This window comes from Labrenzia sp. R5_0, from assembly GCF_017743835.1.
Lineage (GTDB): Bacteria > Pseudomonadota > Alphaproteobacteria > Rhizobiales > Stappiaceae > Roseibium > Roseibium algicola.
Genome location: NZ_JAGHRK010000003.1, coordinates 474,645 through 492,447 on the forward strand (window position 1 = coordinate 474,645; position 17,803 = coordinate 492,447).

A 17,803-nucleotide genomic window follows, 5' to 3' on the forward strand; every position below is an offset into this window, starting at 1 on the left:
CATGAAGAAGTTCGCAAAGGGACTGGCGGTCGGGCTGACCGCTGCGCTTATGGCCGGCAGCGCGCTGGCAGATGGAAAGGTGTTGAAGTTCGGACACGACAACAAGACCGATCCATTTGAAAATCCGGCTCATGCCTGCACCGCGGTGTTCTCCAACATCGTCAACGCAGACACCAACGGTGCCGTCGAAGTGGAGGTCTTCGGTTCCAACCAGCTCGGTTCGGCTGCCGAGCATGTGCAGCATGTGCGCGACGGCATCATCCAGGCAACACTGACGTCCACCGGCGCGCTGGCCAGCTACTACCCACGCATCGACGTTTTGAACCTGCCGTTCGCCTTCGCCGACAACGCCGCCACCTACGCGGTTTTCGACGGTGATTTCGGCAAGGCTCTGGCTGCCGATATCGAGGAAGCCCTTGGAGATGTTGTGGTGCTCGGTTTCCCGGACACGGGCGGGTTCTTCGCTGTTACCAATTCCAAGCACCCGATCGCGTCGCTCGACGATTTTGACGGCATCCGCATCCGCACCATGACGCTGCCGTCTCATCAGACCATCATTCAGGCGCTTGGCGCGCAGGCCTATCCGCTATCCTGGGGCGAGGTCTATTCCGGCCTTCAGACCGGCGTCATCGACGGTCAGATGAACCCGGTGCCGATCATTTCCTTCGCGAACTTCTCTGAAGTTCAGAAGTACATGACGCTGACCAACCACCTGTTCTCGCCCTACACGTTCATGGTCAACCGGGACTTCTTCGAAGGATTGAGCGAAGAGCAGCAGAAGACTCTGCGCTATGCTGCGGAAAGCTGCGTAACCGCCAGCCGTGGCCTGTCGCGCATCATCGAAGCCTCCGACAGGGGATTGGCAGGCCTGATGGACAAGATGGAAGTGACCGCTCTCACCGCCGACCAGCGCGCGTCCATGGCTGCAGCGGCCCAGCCGGCTTTCGAAACGCACGTGGCTGAAAACCTCGACCCGAAAGCCAACGAACTGCTCGGCCTGTTCAAGACCGAAGTCCAGAAAGCCAACGACAGCGTCTATATGGACTGAAGCATGGTCTGACATTTTCGCGCGCCGGCTTGCAGCGCCGGTGCGTGAAAAAAGAAGCCCCGCGGCGAACCGCGGGGCTTTTGTCTTTTCAGCGTTCAGACCTCATCAGGGAGCCGAAATCGGCTTCTGACTTTGCCACCGCCAGCCAAACCGGAACCGGTGGGCCTCAGTTGATCCCCGTCAGCTGGATCTCGAACGTCAGCACCTTGCCGGCCAACGGGTGGTTGGCGTCCAGAATGACTTCGTTTTCGGAAATCTCGATCACGGTCACGGTCATCATCTGGCCGTTCTCTGTCTGCGCCTGCAGCTGCATGCCGACTTCCAGCGGGATGTTGGCCGGAATGTTGGTCCGCGGAACAGCCTGGCGTGCGGCCGGATTGTGGGGACCGTAGGCGCTGTCGGGTTCGATGCGGACCGTCTTCTCGTCGCCAACCTTCATGCCGGGAATGGCCTGGTCGAGACCCGGAATGATCTGGCCGGATCCAACGGTGAATTCCAGCGGGTCGCGTCCTTCGGAGCTGTCGAAGACGGAGCCGTCGTCCAGCGTGCCCTTATAATGAAGACGAACCGTGTCGCCGCTTTTGGCTTCGGTCATGGAGCATTTCGCAATTCTGTCTGTTGGGTGAGTTTTGAGGCCGCGTTTCGTTGGCGGGTGCTCGTCGTGAAACCAAGCCTAAAGGACGGGCAGCAAAAGTAAAGTCTGCCGGATCGTCAGCTTCTGGATAGTTTCGCGGACAAATCATGGCTGAAATGGTGCAGCCACGACGCCGATCGTTTCAAACGATGGCCCCGGCGCCGTGGTTCTTCTTTGTCGGATGGCGATTGCGCCGCTATTTCCTGCCGAAATTCGCACCTAGCCGCATCTGGATATAGTCATGCGCCGTCATCGGCTCATACTTGCCTTCCGGCCCTGCAAGCACCGTATCCATGTTGGCCTGGGCGAAATAGGCCATGGAGTAGCGAGGACCGAGATATTCCTCCGGCTTGGGCATGCGCACCCGGTGAAGGTTTGACAGAAGCTTGTCGTCCGACCAGCGCATCAGCATGTCGCCGATGTTGCAGGTGATAACGCCTTCCAGCGGGGGCACGTCGGTCCAGGCAATCGCCCGGCCCTGGCTGTCCTTGCCCGGGCAAAGCTGTAGCCCGCCCTGGCCTGCCTTCTGGTGCAGCAGTGTCAGGCAGTCGAAGTCGGTGTGAGCTCCGGCCCGCCAGAACTTGAAGTCCTCTGGCTTGGCATCTTCCATGCCCAGATAATGGATCAGCCGGAGGGTCGACTGGTATTCCGGTGTCAGCGGGTCGTGCCCGTCGGTGAAGAAGTCCGGCGGAAACTGCAGCTTGTCGGCAAAGCAGGACAGAACCTTCATCGCCAGCGCCCAGTTGTGCCGCTCGAATGCCAGCATGGTCGCCTTGAAGCCGGACAGTTCTTCGCCGGTCGGCCAGAGACCTGTCATGCGCGGCAGGGTGATCTGGTAGCTTTCCTTCTGGTCAGCAGTACCGGTTGAAGGGCGAACCTGCGCCTTGAATTCCCAGCCTGCATTGGTTCCGGGCCGAAGCGGATATTGTTCTTTCGTCTCGGCCGGCAGATCGAAGAAGCCGGCTGACAGTCGAAAAGCCTCGTCGATCAGTTCCTGCGGGATGCCGTGGTTGCTCAGCTGGAAAAAGCCGATGTCCGTCGCGGCAGCCCACAGATCCTCGGTGATCTCTGCCTTGCGCGAAAAGAAGTCCGACATGTCGACCTGGGGAATTGACCGGTCGACCGTCTCACCGACGCCGCCGAAGCCTTTTTCCTTTTCCAGTTCAACGAGACCATAAGATGCAGAGGTGCTCATATTTCCGTTCTCCTTGAGAAAGAGGTCCGGGAGCAATGACCCGTGCTCATGGGCACTGACAGCTTCTACTCCACATAAGAATGTGCCTGCCCGATGCAGGCGATTTGCCATCAGGCCTGGGCGGCGCGGACCCGGTGAGGCGCCGTCATTTCCTTTCTGCGTTCGATCAGTTGCCGGGTAACACGCCTTGCGTCCGAACCGAGCCCTGCCAGGTCCTGTCCGGGGATGGAACCGTCCTGGACGATCTGCTGCCCGCCGACAAAGCTGTGGCGCAGGCTTGCGGCACCCGTCAGCACGGGAGCAAGGGCCGGATCGTGAAGACCCATGTTGCGAGGGGCGGAAATGTCGAAAACGGCAATGTCGGCGATCATGCCGGGACGCAGCACGCCGATCTCCTCAAAGCCGAGCACCTTGGCGCCGCCTTCGGTTGCCCAGTTGAGCAGGCTTTCGGCTTGCAATGCCTGCACGCCCTTTGTCGCTCGGTGCAGTGCGAAGGCACTGTAGAGGGCAGCGCCCATGTCGGCGGCCTCGTTCGCACCCGCGCCATCTACCGCCAGCGAAACTCTGCCGCCGAGGTCGTGCAGGGCGTCAGCTGGAGCAATGCCTGAGCCAAGCCTTGCATTTGCTTGCGGACAGTGCGCCATCCCGGTTCCGGTTTCTGCGAGCATGCGCACCTCGTCCCGGTCGCATTCCACCAGATGGGCAAACCAGACATCCGGCCCGAGCCACTGCTGCTCGGCAAGCCAATCAACCGGTCGCTTGCCGTATTTCGCCAGGGTGAAGTCGACGTAGGTCCGATTTTCCGAAAGATGCGAATGAAGGCGCAGGCCCTTACTGCGGGCAAATCGGGCGATGTCGGCAAGCTCTCCCGCATCGACGTTGAACGTCGGCGTGGTCGGTGCGACGACTACCCGCCTGCTGGAACTTGGGGAGGGGTCATGCCAGCGGTTTGCAGTCCGCTCGATGCTTGCCAGAAATTTGTCCAGTGGCTCGCTTGGTGACGGTGGCAGGCTCGGATCGGGAAAAGACCGGCCTTTCGTTCCACCACCCCGGGCCAGGACGAAACGGATGCCAAGCGCTTCCGCCTCTTCAAAAAGCACGTCCGCCGGATCGTAGTCATAGTGGTCGGAATAGACGTAGTGATGATCGCAGACAGTTGTCGTTCCGGTGAGAAGCAGTTCTGCCAGTCCGATCCTGGCCGATACGCGAAGGGTTTCCTCGTCGATCAGCGGCCAGTAGCTGTAGGGAACGTTCATGAGCCAGTCGTCAAGTGGCGCGTTCATGCCTTCCGGCACGGCCTTCAGGACAGACTGGAATAGATGGTGATGGGTGTTCACCAGACCCGGTGTGACCACGCATCCGCTTGCATCGACAATCCGTTCGCCTTCCCGGGGTTGCAAGTGACCGATTTCCACAATCTTGCCGTCGTGAACGCGGATAGCACCACTGAGGCGGTCTCCCTCCCGGGTTCCGGTGAGGCCGTAGTCAATGTTGTTGATCAGGAAGCTCGTCATTTCTGTCCTTTCGGCAGCGACCAGGGAAAGAAGATCCGCTGCGCGAGGCTGACAAGCTGGAACAGGACCAGCGACATGATCACGAGGATGACCAGTCCAGCCCAGGCCTGGGGCAGTTTGAACATCGACGTGGAGAACTGGATGAAGTAGCCGATGCCTTTTTCGGCGGCGACGAATTCGGAAACGACAGCGCCGATGACCGAAAGCGTGATCGAAATCTTCATGCCCGAGAAGATGTAAGGCGTCGCATAGGGCAAGCGGATCTGCGTGATCTCCCGGAAGGACGGCGCGCGCAGCGACCTGGACAATTCGATCAGTTCAGGCGGCGTGGCGGCCAGACCCGTCGTCATGGAAACGACCAGCGGAAAGAACGAGATCATGAAGGTGATCACGACGCGTGGTGCATCACCGGTGCCCAGCACCACGATGATGATCGGGGCAACGGCGACCACCGGAACGGACTGGATGACCACCAGCAACGGGTAGAATGCCCCCGAAAGCAGACGCGACTTTGCCAGGCCGACGGCAATCGGAAGCGAGATGACAAACGAAACGGCATAGCCGATGAGGGCGACCCGAAGCGTTGCCCAGATATGCTCCATCCAGCGTCCGGCTGTAACGCTCTCAAATCCGCCCAGAATGCGGGAAGGGGCGGGCAACACGAAAGAGGGAACGGAAAACAGCCGTGTCCCGGCTTCCCAGATGACCAGGATCAGGAAAAAGGTGATCAGGGGAAGTACGACAGGCATCCGGAGCAGCTTTTCGGAAACCGGCAACGGCCGTTCCAGACGCTCGGGCTTTGGTGTGGTCTTCGCCGCGGCAGTGTCCTGTGTTTCGCTGACAGTCATCAGGCGGCCTCCTTTCTGATCAGCAGCGAGCGGAGTTCGGCCGAGAAATCCTGCATCTCCGGCGTTCTCAGCGCGCTTTCGTCTCTCGGACGGGCGGTCGGCACCTGCAGGTCCGCGATGATGCGGCCGGGGCGCTCGCTGAGCACAAGGATCCTGTCGGCCAGCAGCGCGGCTTCCGGAATCGAGTGGGTGATGAAAAGGACTGTCTTCGGACTTGCTTGCCACAACCGAAGAAGTTCAAAGCCCATGGCATCGCGGGTCAGGGCATCAAGCGCTGAAAACGGTTCGTCCATCAGAAGAATGTCCGGATTGAGAAACAGAGCCCGGGCAATGCCGACCCGTTGCTGCATGCCGCCGGAAAGTTCCAACGGCAGCCGCTTTTCAAATCCTTTCAGGCCGACGGTCTCGATGATGGCGCGGGCCTGTTCGCGGTCCTCCGTCGTCACCCGTCCGTATTTGTGGCGAACCGGAAAGACGACGTTGTCCTCTACGTTCGCCCAGGGAAGCAATGTCGGTTTCTGGAAGACGATGCCGACATCGTCCCTCGGCATCGTCACCTCTTTGCCGAAGACACTCACCGTTCCCTTTGAAGGTTTCATCAGTCCGGCGGTCAGCCTCAGCAAGGTCGATTTTCCGCATCCGGATGGACCGAGCACTGCTACAAACTCATGCTGCGCAATGGTGACGGTGACCCCGTCCAGGGCGGTGACGGATCCCGAGCCGGTCAGAAATGTCTGACCGACCGAGGAAAAGCTGATCGCGTTGTTGGTGAGTGCCACTTGAGGGTTACTCCGCTGCCGGCAGGAACGAGCGGTTGACAGCGTCTTCAGGTTTCAGGGATGCCGGGTCCAGATCCTGCGCCGCTGCAACGCGGGTCCATGTCGCCGCCAGCCTGTCGGCATCGATTGTGCCGAGCGGGAATTTTTCAGTGACATCGTTGAATGCGAGCTTGGACGCATCCAGCCAGGATCCCTTGACGTCTTCCGCCGAAAGTTCCGGCACCTGTGCGGAAACAGCTGCGGCTGCCTTGTCCGGGTTTTCATAGGCAAATTCGAGGGACTTCTTGAAGGCCGCAACGAAGCGCTTGGCGACGTCCGGGCGCTCCTCCAGGAACGTGTCGCCTGCAACGAGCGATGCGGAATAAAGCTCAAGACCCGCGTCAGCCCAGGGCAGCACGACCAGTTCCTTGCCGGCCTCCGCCGCCTGGCCGGAATAGCGCGAGACATCGGTCAGCCAGGCGATGATCGCGTCCGACTGGCCGGTCATCAGCAGCGGCCCCAACGCGCCAGGGTCGGATTTGGTCAGGGTGATATCTTCTTCCGACAATCCGTTGTCGGCCAGAACCAGAGGTAGGAACACGTTGGAAGAGGTGAAGGGCGAAGTCGCGATCTTCTTGCCTTTGACATCCTTGATCGAGGCGATGCCGCTGTCCTTGGTGGTGTAGAAGGCGTGCGGTCCCATGTTGAAGATGGTCATGACCGCGGTCACCGGCACGCCTTCGGTCGCCTTGGCTGCCATCAGGGCGCCCATGCCCGCGGAACCGATGTCCGATGCCCCCGTGGCGATCTTGGTGATGGCCTCGGAAGACCCGCGCCCCGGTTCGATCTTGATCTCGAGACCGGCTTCTTCGCAGAAGCCTTCCTGAATGCAGACATAGATCGGCGCCTTGTCACCGCCGGGCAACCAGTCGAGCTGATAGGTCACGAGATCGGCCGCAGCCGCCGGAAACGACCCAACCATTGCCGTCATGGCAACAACCAACGACTTACCGTCAAACATGCGCATCGGCACACCCTTTCGCTGTACTTTCTCTGGAAGGTTTTCGAGTGGCGGGAGCGTTTTGTTGTCTTCGGCCGGCATTCTCATCTCCTGGTCTTGGATGCGGGCGCGTTCGTGCCGGGCATCGTCGATCAACTGAAAGATGAGCAATGTCGGAACCGTTGGGCTCCACCGCTTCTACTCGACCTCTACGGGAAACCGGTGCGCGATTTTTGTCAAGAAAGCCTCAAGATGAAACCGCGAGAATAGTGATCAAGAGGCCAATATTTCAGCAGTTGCCTTTTAAAACGCCAGTCTTTTGATGTGTTTCTGTTCAACGTGACTGACTGATTGCAAAGTCTTGCGGGGTGCGCGTGTTCATGCTCCCTTCAGGGGGAAGAAATCAAAGGAGCCTTGCGTGACTGATACTCATGACGACAAAGATATCGCGCTGTTGCGCCGGGCATTCGAAATCGCGCGGCAGGCGCGGGAAACGGGCGATCACCCATTTGGCTGCCTGCTGGCAGGTCCGGACGGTGAGGTTCTGATGGAGCAGGGTAACGGTTATTCCGCCGAAGGGCAGGACATGACCGCCCATGCAGAAAGGCTGCTGGCGACACGGGCAAGCAAGCGCTGGCGCCCGGATTTTCTGGAAAGCTGCACCATGTACACGTCGGCAGAGCCGTGCGCCATGTGCTCCGGCGCTGTCTACTGGGCGGGCATTGGTCGGGTCGTCTTTGGCCAGACCGAAAAGTCCCTGAAGGAACAGACCGGCGATCACGAGGAAAATCCGACACTCGATCTGCCCTGCAGGACGGTGTTTGCGGCGGGGCAACGCAAGGTGGAGGTTGTCGGTCCGCTTCTGGAAGAGGAAGCGGCCGGCCTGCAGGCGGATTTCTGGGAAGGGAAATAGTCACCGCTTGTTGCGGTCTTGATGCTGAACCTTCGCAGGCCAGTCAGTCTTTTTCCGCAGCCTTTGAACCGGAACGCAGTGGCGCGCGGCTGAGGTCGTTAACCGCCTCTGTTGCCTTTTGCAAGAGCCGCATGAAATCGTCAGCCTCTTGGCGGTCGAGCCCGCTTAGCATCACCTGTTGCGCCTTTTCCACCGCAGGGCCAAGCCGCGACAGCGCATCGGTTCCGGCGTCTGTCATGTGAAGCACCTTTGCGCGCCTGTCCTTTTCGCTCACGGCGCGTGACAGGAAGCCCTTCTGCACCAGCCGGTCGACAACGCCGGCTATCGTGGTCCGGTCATAGGCAATCAGGCCTGCCAGCGTTATCTGATCGATGCCCGGGTTTTCCGCCACCCGGACCAGCGCTGCGAATTGCACCGGCGTCATGTCGAATCCGACGGCATCCACTTCCGTATGAAACACCGCCACTGCGATCTGCTGCAAACGGCGGATCAGGTGTCCGGGCATCTGTTCAAGGTTTCGCATCGCCGCCTCCAGGGATTTCAAAAAAGGAAGTATGCTGATTATATTTGACAGCATGCTGATAATCAGTATGCTTTCTAATTAATCCGTTGTCGATGTTTGTTTGGACATCGCGGCGGAATTGTCAAACGCGAAAGACCCGCAATGCGGCAAGGAAGTCCGGGCTTGAACACCGGCAGCTTTCGCGTGGCCCCATCATGCTGGCGCCGGCCTTTCCCAAGAAGGAGGGCCTGTTGCCAAACTGCCGGAAAGTGGCGGAGGAGACGGTTTCATGCAATTTCATCTCGACGGCTTTAAGACCGGTGATCCGGTCATTCATGAACCTAATGCCGACGCCACTGCCCTGGCCAACACAGACAGCCTGCCGGAAGAAGTCGATGTCCTCATTGTCGGTTGCGGTCCCGCGGGCCTGACGCTTGCCGCGCAACTTGCGGCTTTCCCGGACATCCGAACCCGTATCGTGGAGCAGAAAGCCGGCCCCCTGAAGCTTGGCCAGGCGGATGGTGTCGCCTGTCGGACAATGGAAATGTTCGAGGCGTTCGGCTTTGCCGAGCGACTGGAAAAGGAAGCTTACTGGGTCAACGAGACCACTTTCTGGAAACCGGACCCGGCGTCTCCGGACACGATCGCCCGCAGCGGCAGGGTTCAGGATGTCGAGGACGGTCTGTCCGAGTTTCCGCATGTCATTTTGAACCAGGCACGCGTTCACGACTTTTATCTCGAGATCATGCGCAATTCGCCAAACAGGTTGGAGCCCAACTACTCCCGCCGGCTGATCGATCTGGATATGGCGGCCGAAGCAGGGCAGGAGTGGCCGGTTACGGTTCAGCTGGAACGCATGGACCCCGGACACGAAGGTGAAACGGAAACGGTACGCGCAAAATACGTGGTCGGTTGCGACGGCGCCCGCAGTTCCGTGCGCAGGGCGCTGGGCCGCGAGTTGAAGGGCGACAGTGCCAATCAGGCCTGGGGCGTGATGGACGTTCTTGCCGTGACGGACTTCCCGGATATCCGCTTCAAGGCGTTGGTGCAGTCGGCCAGTGAAGGCAGCATCCTGATCATTCCGCGTGAAGGCGGATATCTGGTCCGCATCTATGTCGAACTCGACAAGCTGCGGCCGGACGAACGGGTCGCGAACCGGAACATTACGGTCGATCATCTGATCGCCGCAGCTGGACGCATCCTTCATCCCTATTCTCTCGACGTGAAGGAAGTCGCCTGGTGGTCGGTCTACGAAATCGGTCAGCGGCTTTGCGAAAAGTTCGATGATGTTCCGGCAGAAGGCGCCCCGGGCCGCTTGCCTCACGTTTTTATTGCAGGCGATGCCTGCCACACGCACAGCCCGAAGGCAGGGCAGGGCATGAACGTCTCCATGCAGGACACGTTCAATCTTGGCTGGAAACTCGCACACGTACTGAAGGGATTGAGCGAACCGCAGCTGCTTGCCAGCTACTCGGCCGAACGCCAGGCCATTGCACAGAACCTGATCGATTTTGACCGGGAATGGGCAAAGCTCGTCAGCGCACCGGTAAAGTCGGACAGCAATCCGGATGGCGTCGATCCGGCTGAAGTTCAAAAGTACTTCGTGCAGCACGGTCGCTACACGGCCGGTACAGCCTCACGCTACCTGCCATCCGTCCTGACCGGCGGCGGTGCGCATCAGCACCTCGCCGAAGGCTTTCAGATCGGCATGCGGTTCCATTCAGCCCCTGTCGTTCGTCTTGCCGACGCCAAGCCGGTACAGCTGGGCCATGTCGTAAAGGCAGACGGTCGCTGGCGGATCTTCGCATTTGCCGATAAAGGCGACCCGGCAGCGGAAACGTCGGCCATCCGTCGTCTATGCAACTTTCTGCAAGACGATCTGGCCTCACCGGTTTTGCGTCATACGGCGGCGGGTGAAGATATCGATGCGGTTATGGATCTTCGCGCAGTCTTCCAGCAAAACCATCGCGATCTGACCCTTGAACGCATGCCGTCACTGCTGCTACCGGCAAAAGGCCGCTACGGGTTGAGGGACTATGAAAAGATGTTCTGCCCGGATCTCAATAGCGGCAACGACATTTTCGAAATGCGTGGCATTGACCGGGATAAAGGCTGTTTGGTCATCGTCCGGCCGGATCAATACGTCGCCGAGGTATTGCCGCTGGATGCCCATGAAGCATTGTCGGGCTATTTCCAGGGCATTCTGAAAGAGCGGCGCTAAGTCTGCGTTTCCCAGCATAGGCGCAACGCGCCAGGCCGGTTTGACGTCACCCGTGTGGAACCTGGTATCAACGTGCGCCGATACGCCAGGCGACGGCCATGGACTTGAGCGCGGCGAGAACGGCGAAATAGGGCATGATGACCAGAGGCTCGGCAAACGAGCCCAGTGCGAAGGCCATCACGAGATAGAACAGGGAAACGATTGTCGCAAAGAGGCTGGCTGAAACAGCCTTGAACCCGCCGCCGCGGGCCTGGACGAACACGACCACCGCCCAGACAATGGCAATTGCGAAGGCAATGCCGACGAATATGCTGACGATCAGATTGTCTTCCAGGAAATTACGCAGGTCATACCAGTCGAACATGCTCTTGCTCCAGATGGTGGCATGACCGGAAGCTAGTGCACGTCGGAGCTGGCCGCATTCCCCATTTGGGGCGTAAGTTGGAGGGCGCGTTGCCTACACTAACCCCCCTCGCAACGCAGAAACAAAAAGCCCGGCATTGCTGCCGGGCTTTTCGCTTTCAACTCTCGTGAGAGAGACGAAAATCTTAGTCTTCGGACTGCTGCTTCAGAGCTGCACCGAGGATGTCGCCGAGGGACGCACCGCTGTCGGAAGAGCCGTACTGAGCGACTGCTTCCTTTTCTTCTGCGATCTCGAGAGCCTTGATCGACACGGTGACCCGACGGGTCTTCTTGTCGAACTGGGTGATGCGGGCATCGAACTTGTCGCCAACGGAGTAACGCTCCGGACGCTGTTCCTCGCGATCGCGGGACAGGTCGGCGCGACGGATGAAGGCAGTCAGGTCGCTGTCTGCGATCTTGACGTCCAGGCCGCCGTCTTTGATTTCGATGACTTCACAGGTCACGACGGAGTTCTTGCGCAGTTCGCCAGCTGCACCCGATTCCATCGGATCGCCGGAAAGCTGCTTGATGCCGAGGGAGATACGCTCCTTGTCGACGTCAACATCCAGAACGACGGCCTTGACCATGTCGCCCTTCTTGAACTCTTCGATAACCTGCTCGCCCGGGCGGTTCCAGTCGAGGTCGGAGAGGTGAACCATGCCGTCCACGTCGCCGTCGAGGCCGATGAACAGGCCGAATTCGGTCTTGTTCTTGACTTCGCCTTCAACTTCGGTGCCGATCGGGAACTGCTCGGCAAATGCATCCCACGGGTTCTGCAGGGTCTGCTTGAGGCCCAGGGAGATGCGGCGCTTGACCGGGTCGACTTCCAGGATCATCACTTCGACTTCCTGAGAAGTGGAAACGATCTTGCCCGGATGGACGTTCTTCTTGGTCCAGGACATTTCGGAAACGTGGATCAGGCCTTCGATGCCCGGCTCCAGTTCCACGAATGCGCCGTAGTCGGTGATGTTGGTCACGCGGCCAGTGAACTTGGCTTCGATCGGGTACTTGGCTTCGATGCCATCCCACGGATCGGTTTCAAGCTGCTTCATGCCGAGGCTGATGCGATGCGTGTCCTGGTTGACGCGGATGATCTGCACCTTGACGGTCTGGCCGATGGTGAGAACTTCCGACGGATGGTTGATGCGGCGCCACGCGATGTCGGTGACGTGCAGCAGGCCATCGATACCGCCGAGGTCGACGAACGCACCGTAATCGGTGATGTTCTTGACCACACCTTCCACGGTATGACCTTCTTCCAGGCTCTGGACCAGTTCCGAACGCTGTTCGGCGCGGGTTTCTTCCAGAACGACACGGCGAGACACGACGATGTTGCCGCGGCGCTTGTCCATCTTCAGGATCTGGAACGGCTGCGGGGTGTGCATCAGCGGGGTCACGTCGCGAACCGGACGGATATCGACCTGCGAACGCGGCAGGAAGGCAACTGCGCCATCCAGATCGACGGTGAAACCACCCTTGACCTGGTTGAAGATCTGGCCGTTGACCTTTTCGTTTGCTTCGAAAGCAACTTCCAGGCGGACCCAGCTTTCTTCGCGGCGAGCTTTTTCGCGCGACAGAACAGCTTCGCCAAGAGCGTTTTCAACGCGCTCCAGGTAAACCTCGACTTCGTCGCCGACCTTCATTTCGCCGTCACGGCCTTTTGCGCCGAATTCCTTCAGCGGCACGCGGCCTTCGACCTTCAGACCGACGTCGATGACTGCCAGGTCTTTTTCGATCGCGACGACGGTGCCCTTTACGACGGCACCTTCATACAGGTCGTTCTGAACGAAGGACTCTTCGAGAAGAGCGGAGAAATCCTCCATGGAGGGATTGTAATCAGACATATATGCTCCTGGCGCCTTCAGGCGCGCCGCCGGCGGGTTGGTGTTGCACTCCGGATCTGTCCTTCTCCCGGGATCGCGGTTTCCGCTGATCCTGCCGCTATCGAAAGCGGGCCGGCGGGGCGAGAGGCGGAAAATCCGGTCTCGTCACAGGTCGCCGGAAAAGGCGCCCTGCCGAAATTCTCTGGTCGTTCCGTAAAGAACTGATGGCCTGAGGCCACATGCGTTCCGGATGCACAAACAGGGGCGCACCGGTGGTGAACCCCTTGTCCTTATCAGGCACCCCTGGCGCGGGAGATGATATCCACAGCCGCCTGGAACGCGGTCTCTATATCCATTTCTGTCGTATCAAGCAAGACCGCATCGTCCGCCTGGCGCATTGGAGCCACGGTTCGCTTGGAATCGCGCTCGTCCCGGCGCTTGAGATCCTCCAGAACGGCGGCATATTGCGCGTCCTGCCCCTTGGAGACCATCTCGTCCGTCCGGCGCTTTGCGCGGGCCTCGGGAGAGGCGGTTACGAACAGCTTCACTGTTGCATCGGGGCACACCACCGTGCCGATATCGCGACCGTCGAGAACGGCGCCGGGAGGCGTCTGGGCGAAACGCCGCTGCAGCTTCACCAATTCGTCGCGAAGGCCGCCGAGAACCGCGATGCGTGACGCCGCTTCGCCGATCTCGTGAGCCGACAGGACGGACTTGTCCATCTGGGCCAGATCGAGGTTATGGGCAATCTCGATGGCAACACCTTCGTCGCCAAGCGGCAGGCCATTGGCCAGAAGCGCGGCCGCAACCGCGCGATAGGTCAGCCCGGTGTCCAGGTGCCGCAGTCCGAAATGATCTGCCAGCCGGCGGGAGAGGGTCCCCTTGCCGGAAGCCGCCGGTCCGTCGATTGCGATGATCATGCGGCCTCGCTGGTGTTTGCGGAAATCTTAGCGCCAAGGCCGTCGAAGAGACCGGTGAAGGTCGGAAAGCTGGTCGCGATCACAGCGCCGTCGTCAACCGTCACCGGCTTGTGGGCAGCCATGCCCAGCACCAGGAAGGACATGGCGATGCGGTGGTCGAGATGGGTCACCACCGTGCCGCCACCGATCGCATCGGCACCACCGGTCACGGTCAGCGTGTCGTCGGTTTCAACACAAGGGATGCCGTTGGCTTCCAGCCCGCGGGCAACAGCGGCCAGGCGGTCGGATTCCTTCACGCGCAGCTCCTCGAGCCCCGGCATGAACGTATCGCCTTCGGCAAATGCGGCAGCAATGGCCAGCACCGGATATTCGTCGATCATCGACGGCGCCCGGTCGGCCGGAACAGTGATGCCCTTCAGCTTGCTGGCCTTCACGTGCAGATCGCCCACTTCCTCGCCGCCCGTCTCGCGGCGATTGACGATCGAGATGTCGCCGCCCATTTCGATCAGGGTGGTGATGAGACCGGTGCGGTGCTCGTTCAGGAGAACGTTTTCGATGACGACGTCCGAACCCGGCACGATCAATGCCGCCACCAGGGGGAAGCCCGCCGAGGAAGGATCGCCAGGCACATCAATGTCCTGCGGCTTCAGTTCAGGCTGGCCCTGCAGCTTGATCACGCGCTCGCCGGCCTCGTTCACGGTTACGGAAATGTCGGCGCCGAAACCCTTCAGCATCTTTTCCGTGTGGTCGCGTGTCGGGATCGGTTCGATGACGGTGGTTTCGCCAGCGGCATTGAGGCCGGCCAGCAGAACGGCCGATTTGACCTGCGCCGAAGGCATGGGCACCCGATAGGTGATCGGCAGTGCCTGCTCCGGGCCGCGGATGGACGCCGGCAGACGGTCGCCGTCGCGGGCAATCACGTTGGTACCCATGTCGCGCAGCGGATTGAGCACACGGCCCATCGGCCGTTTGGAAAGGGAAGCGTCGCCGACAAATGTAGCGGCGATGTTGTGGCTTCCGAAGATGCCCATCGTCAGGCGCACGCCCGTGCCGGCATTGCCGAAGTCGATGACATGCTCCGGCTCAAGCAGGCTGCCGAGGCCGATCCCGTCGACGGTATAGCTGCCGTCCTCGAGCTTGGTGATGGTTGCGCCGACAGCACGCATGGCGTCAGCCGTGGCCAGCACGTCTTCCGATTCAAGCAGACCCTTCACGGTGGTACGGCCGACGGCAAGCGCGCCGAACATCAGGGATCTGTGGGAGATGGACTTGTCGCCGGGCACGCGGATCGTGCCGGTCAAGGGGCTGCCCAGGCTGGAAGTCAGAGGCTTGGGCGCAGAATCGTGTGACATTTTCAATGTCCGCAAATTGGATCGGTTGTCAAAAGGTGACACGTCCTATCATGTGGATGCGCCTGCGTCATCCGTTCAGACCGCCCGAATCCGAACTTCGCAAAATTTCCCGGCATTGGCAGAACGGCAAGCAGATTCAAACGCGTGCCGGTCTGCAGGGCGTGTGGGTAACGCGGTCAGGTGCTTGAAATTTGAGTCACAACGTGCAGAACAATAATCCGAAGAATGTTTTTCGATTGATTTGCCTTTGACACCGGAACGGCTTGAGGCTATGGGGCGGCCCACGAATTCAAGTCGATTGCATAACGAAGAAGGGTGAGCACAGTGGCAAAACCTGAACTTGGCACAAAGCGGCTCTGCCCGAGCTGCGGCGCCAAATACTACGATCTCAACCGGGACCCGGTCACCTGCCCGAAATGCGGCACGGTGTTCGAGGCGGTCATGACCTCCCGTGCCGCGAAGGCTGCGAAGGTCGAAGAGACGCCGGAAGACGATGAAGAAGAAGACGACGTCGCAGCTCCGGAAATCGTGACCTTGGAAGAGGCCGATGCGGAAGCGGAAGGCGGCGACGACGATGTGCCGGATCTGGAAGATACGGACGTCGATCTCGACGACGACGAAAATAGTGACGACGACGACGACGTCTTTATCGACGATGAAGATGAAGACGAAGAATCCGTCCCGGGCATCCGCGTCGAAATCGACGAAGATACGGATCGCTAAGCTATTGTCCGGACAGGCTTTTCAGTCTGTCCGGGCTTTTCCACAAGCGGCAGAAAAGATCCTGATATTTTCTGCTTGATCTTGTGTGGAGGTGTGACTATAACCCGCCTCCATCGACGCCGGCACCCAAACCGGCTCTCATATGGAACATGGGGCCATAGCTCAGTTGGGAGAGCGCTACAATGGCATTGTAGAGGTCAGGGGTTCGATTCCCCTTGGCTCCACCATTCCAGTCCTTCTTCGAAAAATTTGCATTTTGAGCCGACCAGACAGTAGGCCGTGTGCGGTTTGTCTTTGCCGCGAGCGATCGCCGATTGACTGTTCTGCTGCCACCGGGAAGCTGTTCCCGAACCCTTGCATGGCGTCCCAGCGGGCGTTGGCACGGACACCTTCCACATATCCAGATCCATTGTCAGATTCGCCGATTAACGGCATTGAAACAATTCACCGCTAGTGTTTCCCGGCATGAGATAAGGTCGTTTCGGTCAGACAGTTCGACGGAAACGGCTTCTTTGTTTTCAGGATGTGAACAGGTTTTCCCGATGCCGGCCGAGCGGAATTTCAGCATATGGATCGACCGTCTTTCCAGCGGTTGCTGACGGTGGTTTCATGAAGGACGCCGGGAGCGCATCTACTGTCGTGGAACGCGACGGCAAACAAAAGTCAGGGTCGTCTTCCTTGAACCGTTACAATGCGATTGCAAAGCGCTTCTCGGGATTTGCCCTGATCTCCGGCATAGGCTGGTGCCTGGATTTCCTGACCATGGCAACGCTCACGCAAAGTGGCCTGCCCGTGTTCTGGGCAAACTTCATCGGTGCCTTCTGCGGCGTGACCTTCGTTTTCTTCGTTGCCGGCAAGCACATCTTCGAGAAGGCCGGCAACAGGTCGACGACAGTGCTCCTGGCGCTCTACTGGATCTGGCAGCTTGTCGCGGTAACCGCCGCCTCGGCTCTGACGGCCGGGTTGAGCTGGGCTTTGATGTCGTTGCTGGTCACAGTTGACGGCACTGCCTTCGTTGCCGGTCTGGGACTGAAGCCAGTGACCTTGTGCGGGGTCACGGCCAAGATGCTGGTCACGCCTTTCACCCTTGTCGCGAATTTCTTTTTCATGCGGTTTCTGCTCGAACACCGCAAGTCAGATTGAGGTGGCCTTCATGACCGGCCGGGTTCTCGTTTTCATTCCCTGCTACAATTGCGAAGCGCAGATCCCGCGTGTGCTGAAGCAACTGGAGGCACCGGAGGTTCAGGCTGTCGTTGATGGTGTCCTGTGTGTCGACAACCGGTCGACGGACGGCACGCGCGAGGCGGCACAAGCGGGGTTGGCGAAACTCGGATACGCCGAAACGGCCTTGCTGCACAACGACGACAATTACGGTCTCGGCGGTTCGCACAAGGTCGCGATCAATTTCGCGATGGTGAACGGCTACGACTATCTTGTGGTGCTGCATGGTGACGATCAGGGCGCGATTGCCGATCTCGTGCCGCATATCGCGGCCGGCCGTCACAAGGATCTCGATTTCCTGATGGGCGCGCGCTTCATGAAAGGCTCCAAGCTGGAGGGTTATTCCTTGCTGCGCACGGCGGCCAACCACACCTTCAACCTGATCTTTTCGGCAATCAGCGGCCAGCGCCTTTTCGACCTCGGCTCCGGACTGAACTTGTTCAAGGTTGAGGCCTTCAAGTCCGGCTTTCACCTGAAATACGCCGACGACCTGACGTTCAACTATTACCTGATCCTGGGTGTTGTCCGGAACCGGTTCCGGCTGGGGTTCTTTCCGCTCACCTGGCGTGAAGACGACCAGATATCCAATGCCAAGCTGAGCAAGATGGGCTTTCAGCTTCTGCGCATTGTCAGCTTCCGTTTGTTCAAGCCGGCCGCTTTCTTTGCGACCGATCACCGGCAGACACCGCGCTCCGCCTATCCCTCGACACGGATTGCCTGAGGTGAGGT

17 protein-coding genes and 1 tRNA gene are annotated in these 17,803 nt (G+C 59.6%); 7 read left to right on the forward strand and 11 right to left on the reverse strand.

The genetic code is table 11. The features are described 5' to 3' along the window. The first annotated feature begins 1 nt into the window (after position 1). Positions 2-1,048, forward strand: coding sequence for a DctP family TRAP transporter solute-binding subunit (locus tag J7447_RS17530; protein ID WP_031268661.1), 1,047 nt, complete (start codon positions 2-4; stop codon positions 1,046-1,048). Positions 1,049-1,214: 166 nt separating this feature from the next. On the opposite strand, the gene J7447_RS17535 is transcribed toward J7447_RS17530, so the two are convergent. The 6 genes from J7447_RS17535 to J7447_RS17560 all read right to left on the reverse strand — a co-directional run bounded on the left by J7447_RS17535 (position 1,215) and on the right by J7447_RS17560 (position 6,988). Continuing rightward, positions 1,215-1,643, reverse strand: coding sequence for a peptidylprolyl isomerase (locus tag J7447_RS17535; protein WP_022998960.1), 429 nt, complete (start codon positions 1,641-1,643; stop codon positions 1,215-1,217). Positions 1,644-1,878: 235 nt separating this feature from the next. Next, positions 1,879-2,877, reverse strand: a complete 999-nt coding sequence (locus J7447_RS17540) for an isopenicillin N synthase family oxygenase (RefSeq protein ID WP_209170433.1) — start codon at positions 2,875-2,877, stop codon at positions 1,879-1,881. 110 nt (positions 2,878-2,987) lie between these two features. After that, positions 2,988-4,391: an amidohydrolase family protein gene (locus J7447_RS17545; RefSeq protein ID WP_209170435.1), complete on the reverse strand. Its 1,404-nt coding sequence runs from the start codon at positions 4,389-4,391 to the stop codon at positions 2,988-2,990. Next, positions 4,388-5,239, reverse strand: coding sequence for an ABC transporter permease (locus J7447_RS17550; RefSeq protein ID WP_286189231.1), 852 nt, complete (start codon positions 5,237-5,239; stop codon positions 4,388-4,390). Before J7447_RS17550 ends, J7447_RS17545 begins: the two co-directional genes overlap by 4 nt. Further along, the gene (locus J7447_RS17555; protein ID WP_209170437.1) at positions 5,239-6,018 is read right to left on the reverse strand and encodes an ABC transporter ATP-binding protein; all 780 of its coding nucleotides are present in this window, start codon (positions 6,016-6,018) and stop codon (positions 5,239-5,241) included. The genes J7447_RS17550 and J7447_RS17555 overlap by 1 nt, the downstream gene beginning before the upstream one ends. 7 nt (positions 6,019-6,025) lie before the next feature. Continuing rightward, positions 6,026-6,988 carry an ABC transporter substrate-binding protein gene (locus J7447_RS17560; RefSeq protein WP_286189372.1) on the reverse strand — a complete coding sequence of 321 codons (963 nt, stop codon included), beginning with the start codon at positions 6,986-6,988 and terminating at the stop codon, positions 6,026-6,028. Positions 6,989-7,415: 427 nt separating this feature from the next. Between J7447_RS17560 and J7447_RS17565 the strand changes: the two genes are divergently transcribed. Continuing rightward, positions 7,416-7,910, forward strand: coding sequence for a nucleoside deaminase (locus tag J7447_RS17565; RefSeq protein WP_209170439.1), 495 nt, complete (start codon positions 7,416-7,418; stop codon positions 7,908-7,910). Between the two features lie 43 nt (positions 7,911-7,953). On the opposite strand, the gene J7447_RS17570 is transcribed toward J7447_RS17565, so the two are convergent. Then, entirely contained in the window at positions 7,954-8,433 is a 480-nt protein-coding gene (locus tag J7447_RS17570; RefSeq protein ID WP_023014439.1) for a MarR family transcriptional regulator, read from the reverse strand. Positions 8,434-8,701: 268 nt separating this feature from the next. On the opposite strand from J7447_RS17570, the gene J7447_RS17575 reads away from it, so the two are divergent. After that, a complete protein-coding gene (locus tag J7447_RS17575) occupies positions 8,702-10,633 on the forward strand; it encodes an FAD-binding monooxygenase (protein ID WP_209170441.1) in 1,932 nt (643 codons plus the stop codon). A gap of 67 nt (positions 10,634-10,700) precedes the next feature. Here J7447_RS17575 and J7447_RS17580 read toward each other — a convergent pair whose 3' ends face one another. From J7447_RS17580 to aroA, 4 genes are all read right to left on the reverse strand, one after another. Beyond that, positions 10,701-10,997 (reverse strand): hypothetical protein, encoded by a 297-nt coding sequence (locus tag J7447_RS17580; RefSeq protein ID WP_022998951.1) that lies wholly within the window; start codon positions 10,995-10,997, stop codon positions 10,701-10,703. A 184-nt stretch (positions 10,998-11,181) separates the two neighbouring features. Then, a complete protein-coding gene (rpsA, locus tag J7447_RS17585; RefSeq protein ID WP_031268654.1) occupies positions 11,182-12,879 on the reverse strand; it encodes a 30S ribosomal protein S1 in 1,698 nt (565 codons plus the stop codon). A gap of 272 nt (positions 12,880-13,151) precedes the next feature. Continuing rightward, the gene (gene cmk, locus J7447_RS17590; protein ID WP_022998949.1) at positions 13,152-13,778 is read right to left on the reverse strand and encodes a (d)CMP kinase; all 627 of its coding nucleotides are present in this window, start codon (positions 13,776-13,778) and stop codon (positions 13,152-13,154) included. Further along, positions 13,775-15,130: a 3-phosphoshikimate 1-carboxyvinyltransferase gene (gene aroA, locus J7447_RS17595; protein ID WP_173017255.1), complete on the reverse strand. Its 1,356-nt coding sequence runs from the start codon at positions 15,128-15,130 to the stop codon at positions 13,775-13,777. Before aroA ends, cmk begins: the two co-directional genes overlap by 4 nt. A gap of 324 nt (positions 15,131-15,454) precedes the next feature. Here aroA and J7447_RS17600 point away from each other — a divergent pair, with 324 nt between their 5' ends. The 4 genes from J7447_RS17600 (at position 15,455) to J7447_RS17615 (ending at position 17,795) form a co-directional block, all read left to right on the forward strand. Then, a complete protein-coding gene (locus tag J7447_RS17600) occupies positions 15,455-15,853 on the forward strand; it encodes a TIGR02300 family protein (RefSeq protein ID WP_209170444.1) in 399 nt (132 codons plus the stop codon). 151 nt (positions 15,854-16,004) lie between these two features. Further along, a tRNA-Ala gene (locus J7447_RS17605) sits at positions 16,005-16,080 on the forward strand. Between the two features lie 382 nt (positions 16,081-16,462). Further along, the gene (locus J7447_RS17610; protein ID WP_055657252.1) at positions 16,463-16,996 is read left to right on the forward strand and encodes a GtrA family protein; all 534 of its coding nucleotides are present in this window, start codon (positions 16,463-16,465) and stop codon (positions 16,994-16,996) included. A 10-nt stretch (positions 16,997-17,006) separates the two neighbouring features. Continuing rightward, on the forward strand, positions 17,007-17,795 hold the full coding sequence (locus J7447_RS17615) for a glycosyltransferase family 2 protein (RefSeq protein WP_209170446.1): 789 nt from the start codon (positions 17,007-17,009) through the stop codon (positions 17,793-17,795). Positions 17,796-17,803 lie beyond the last annotated feature (8 nt).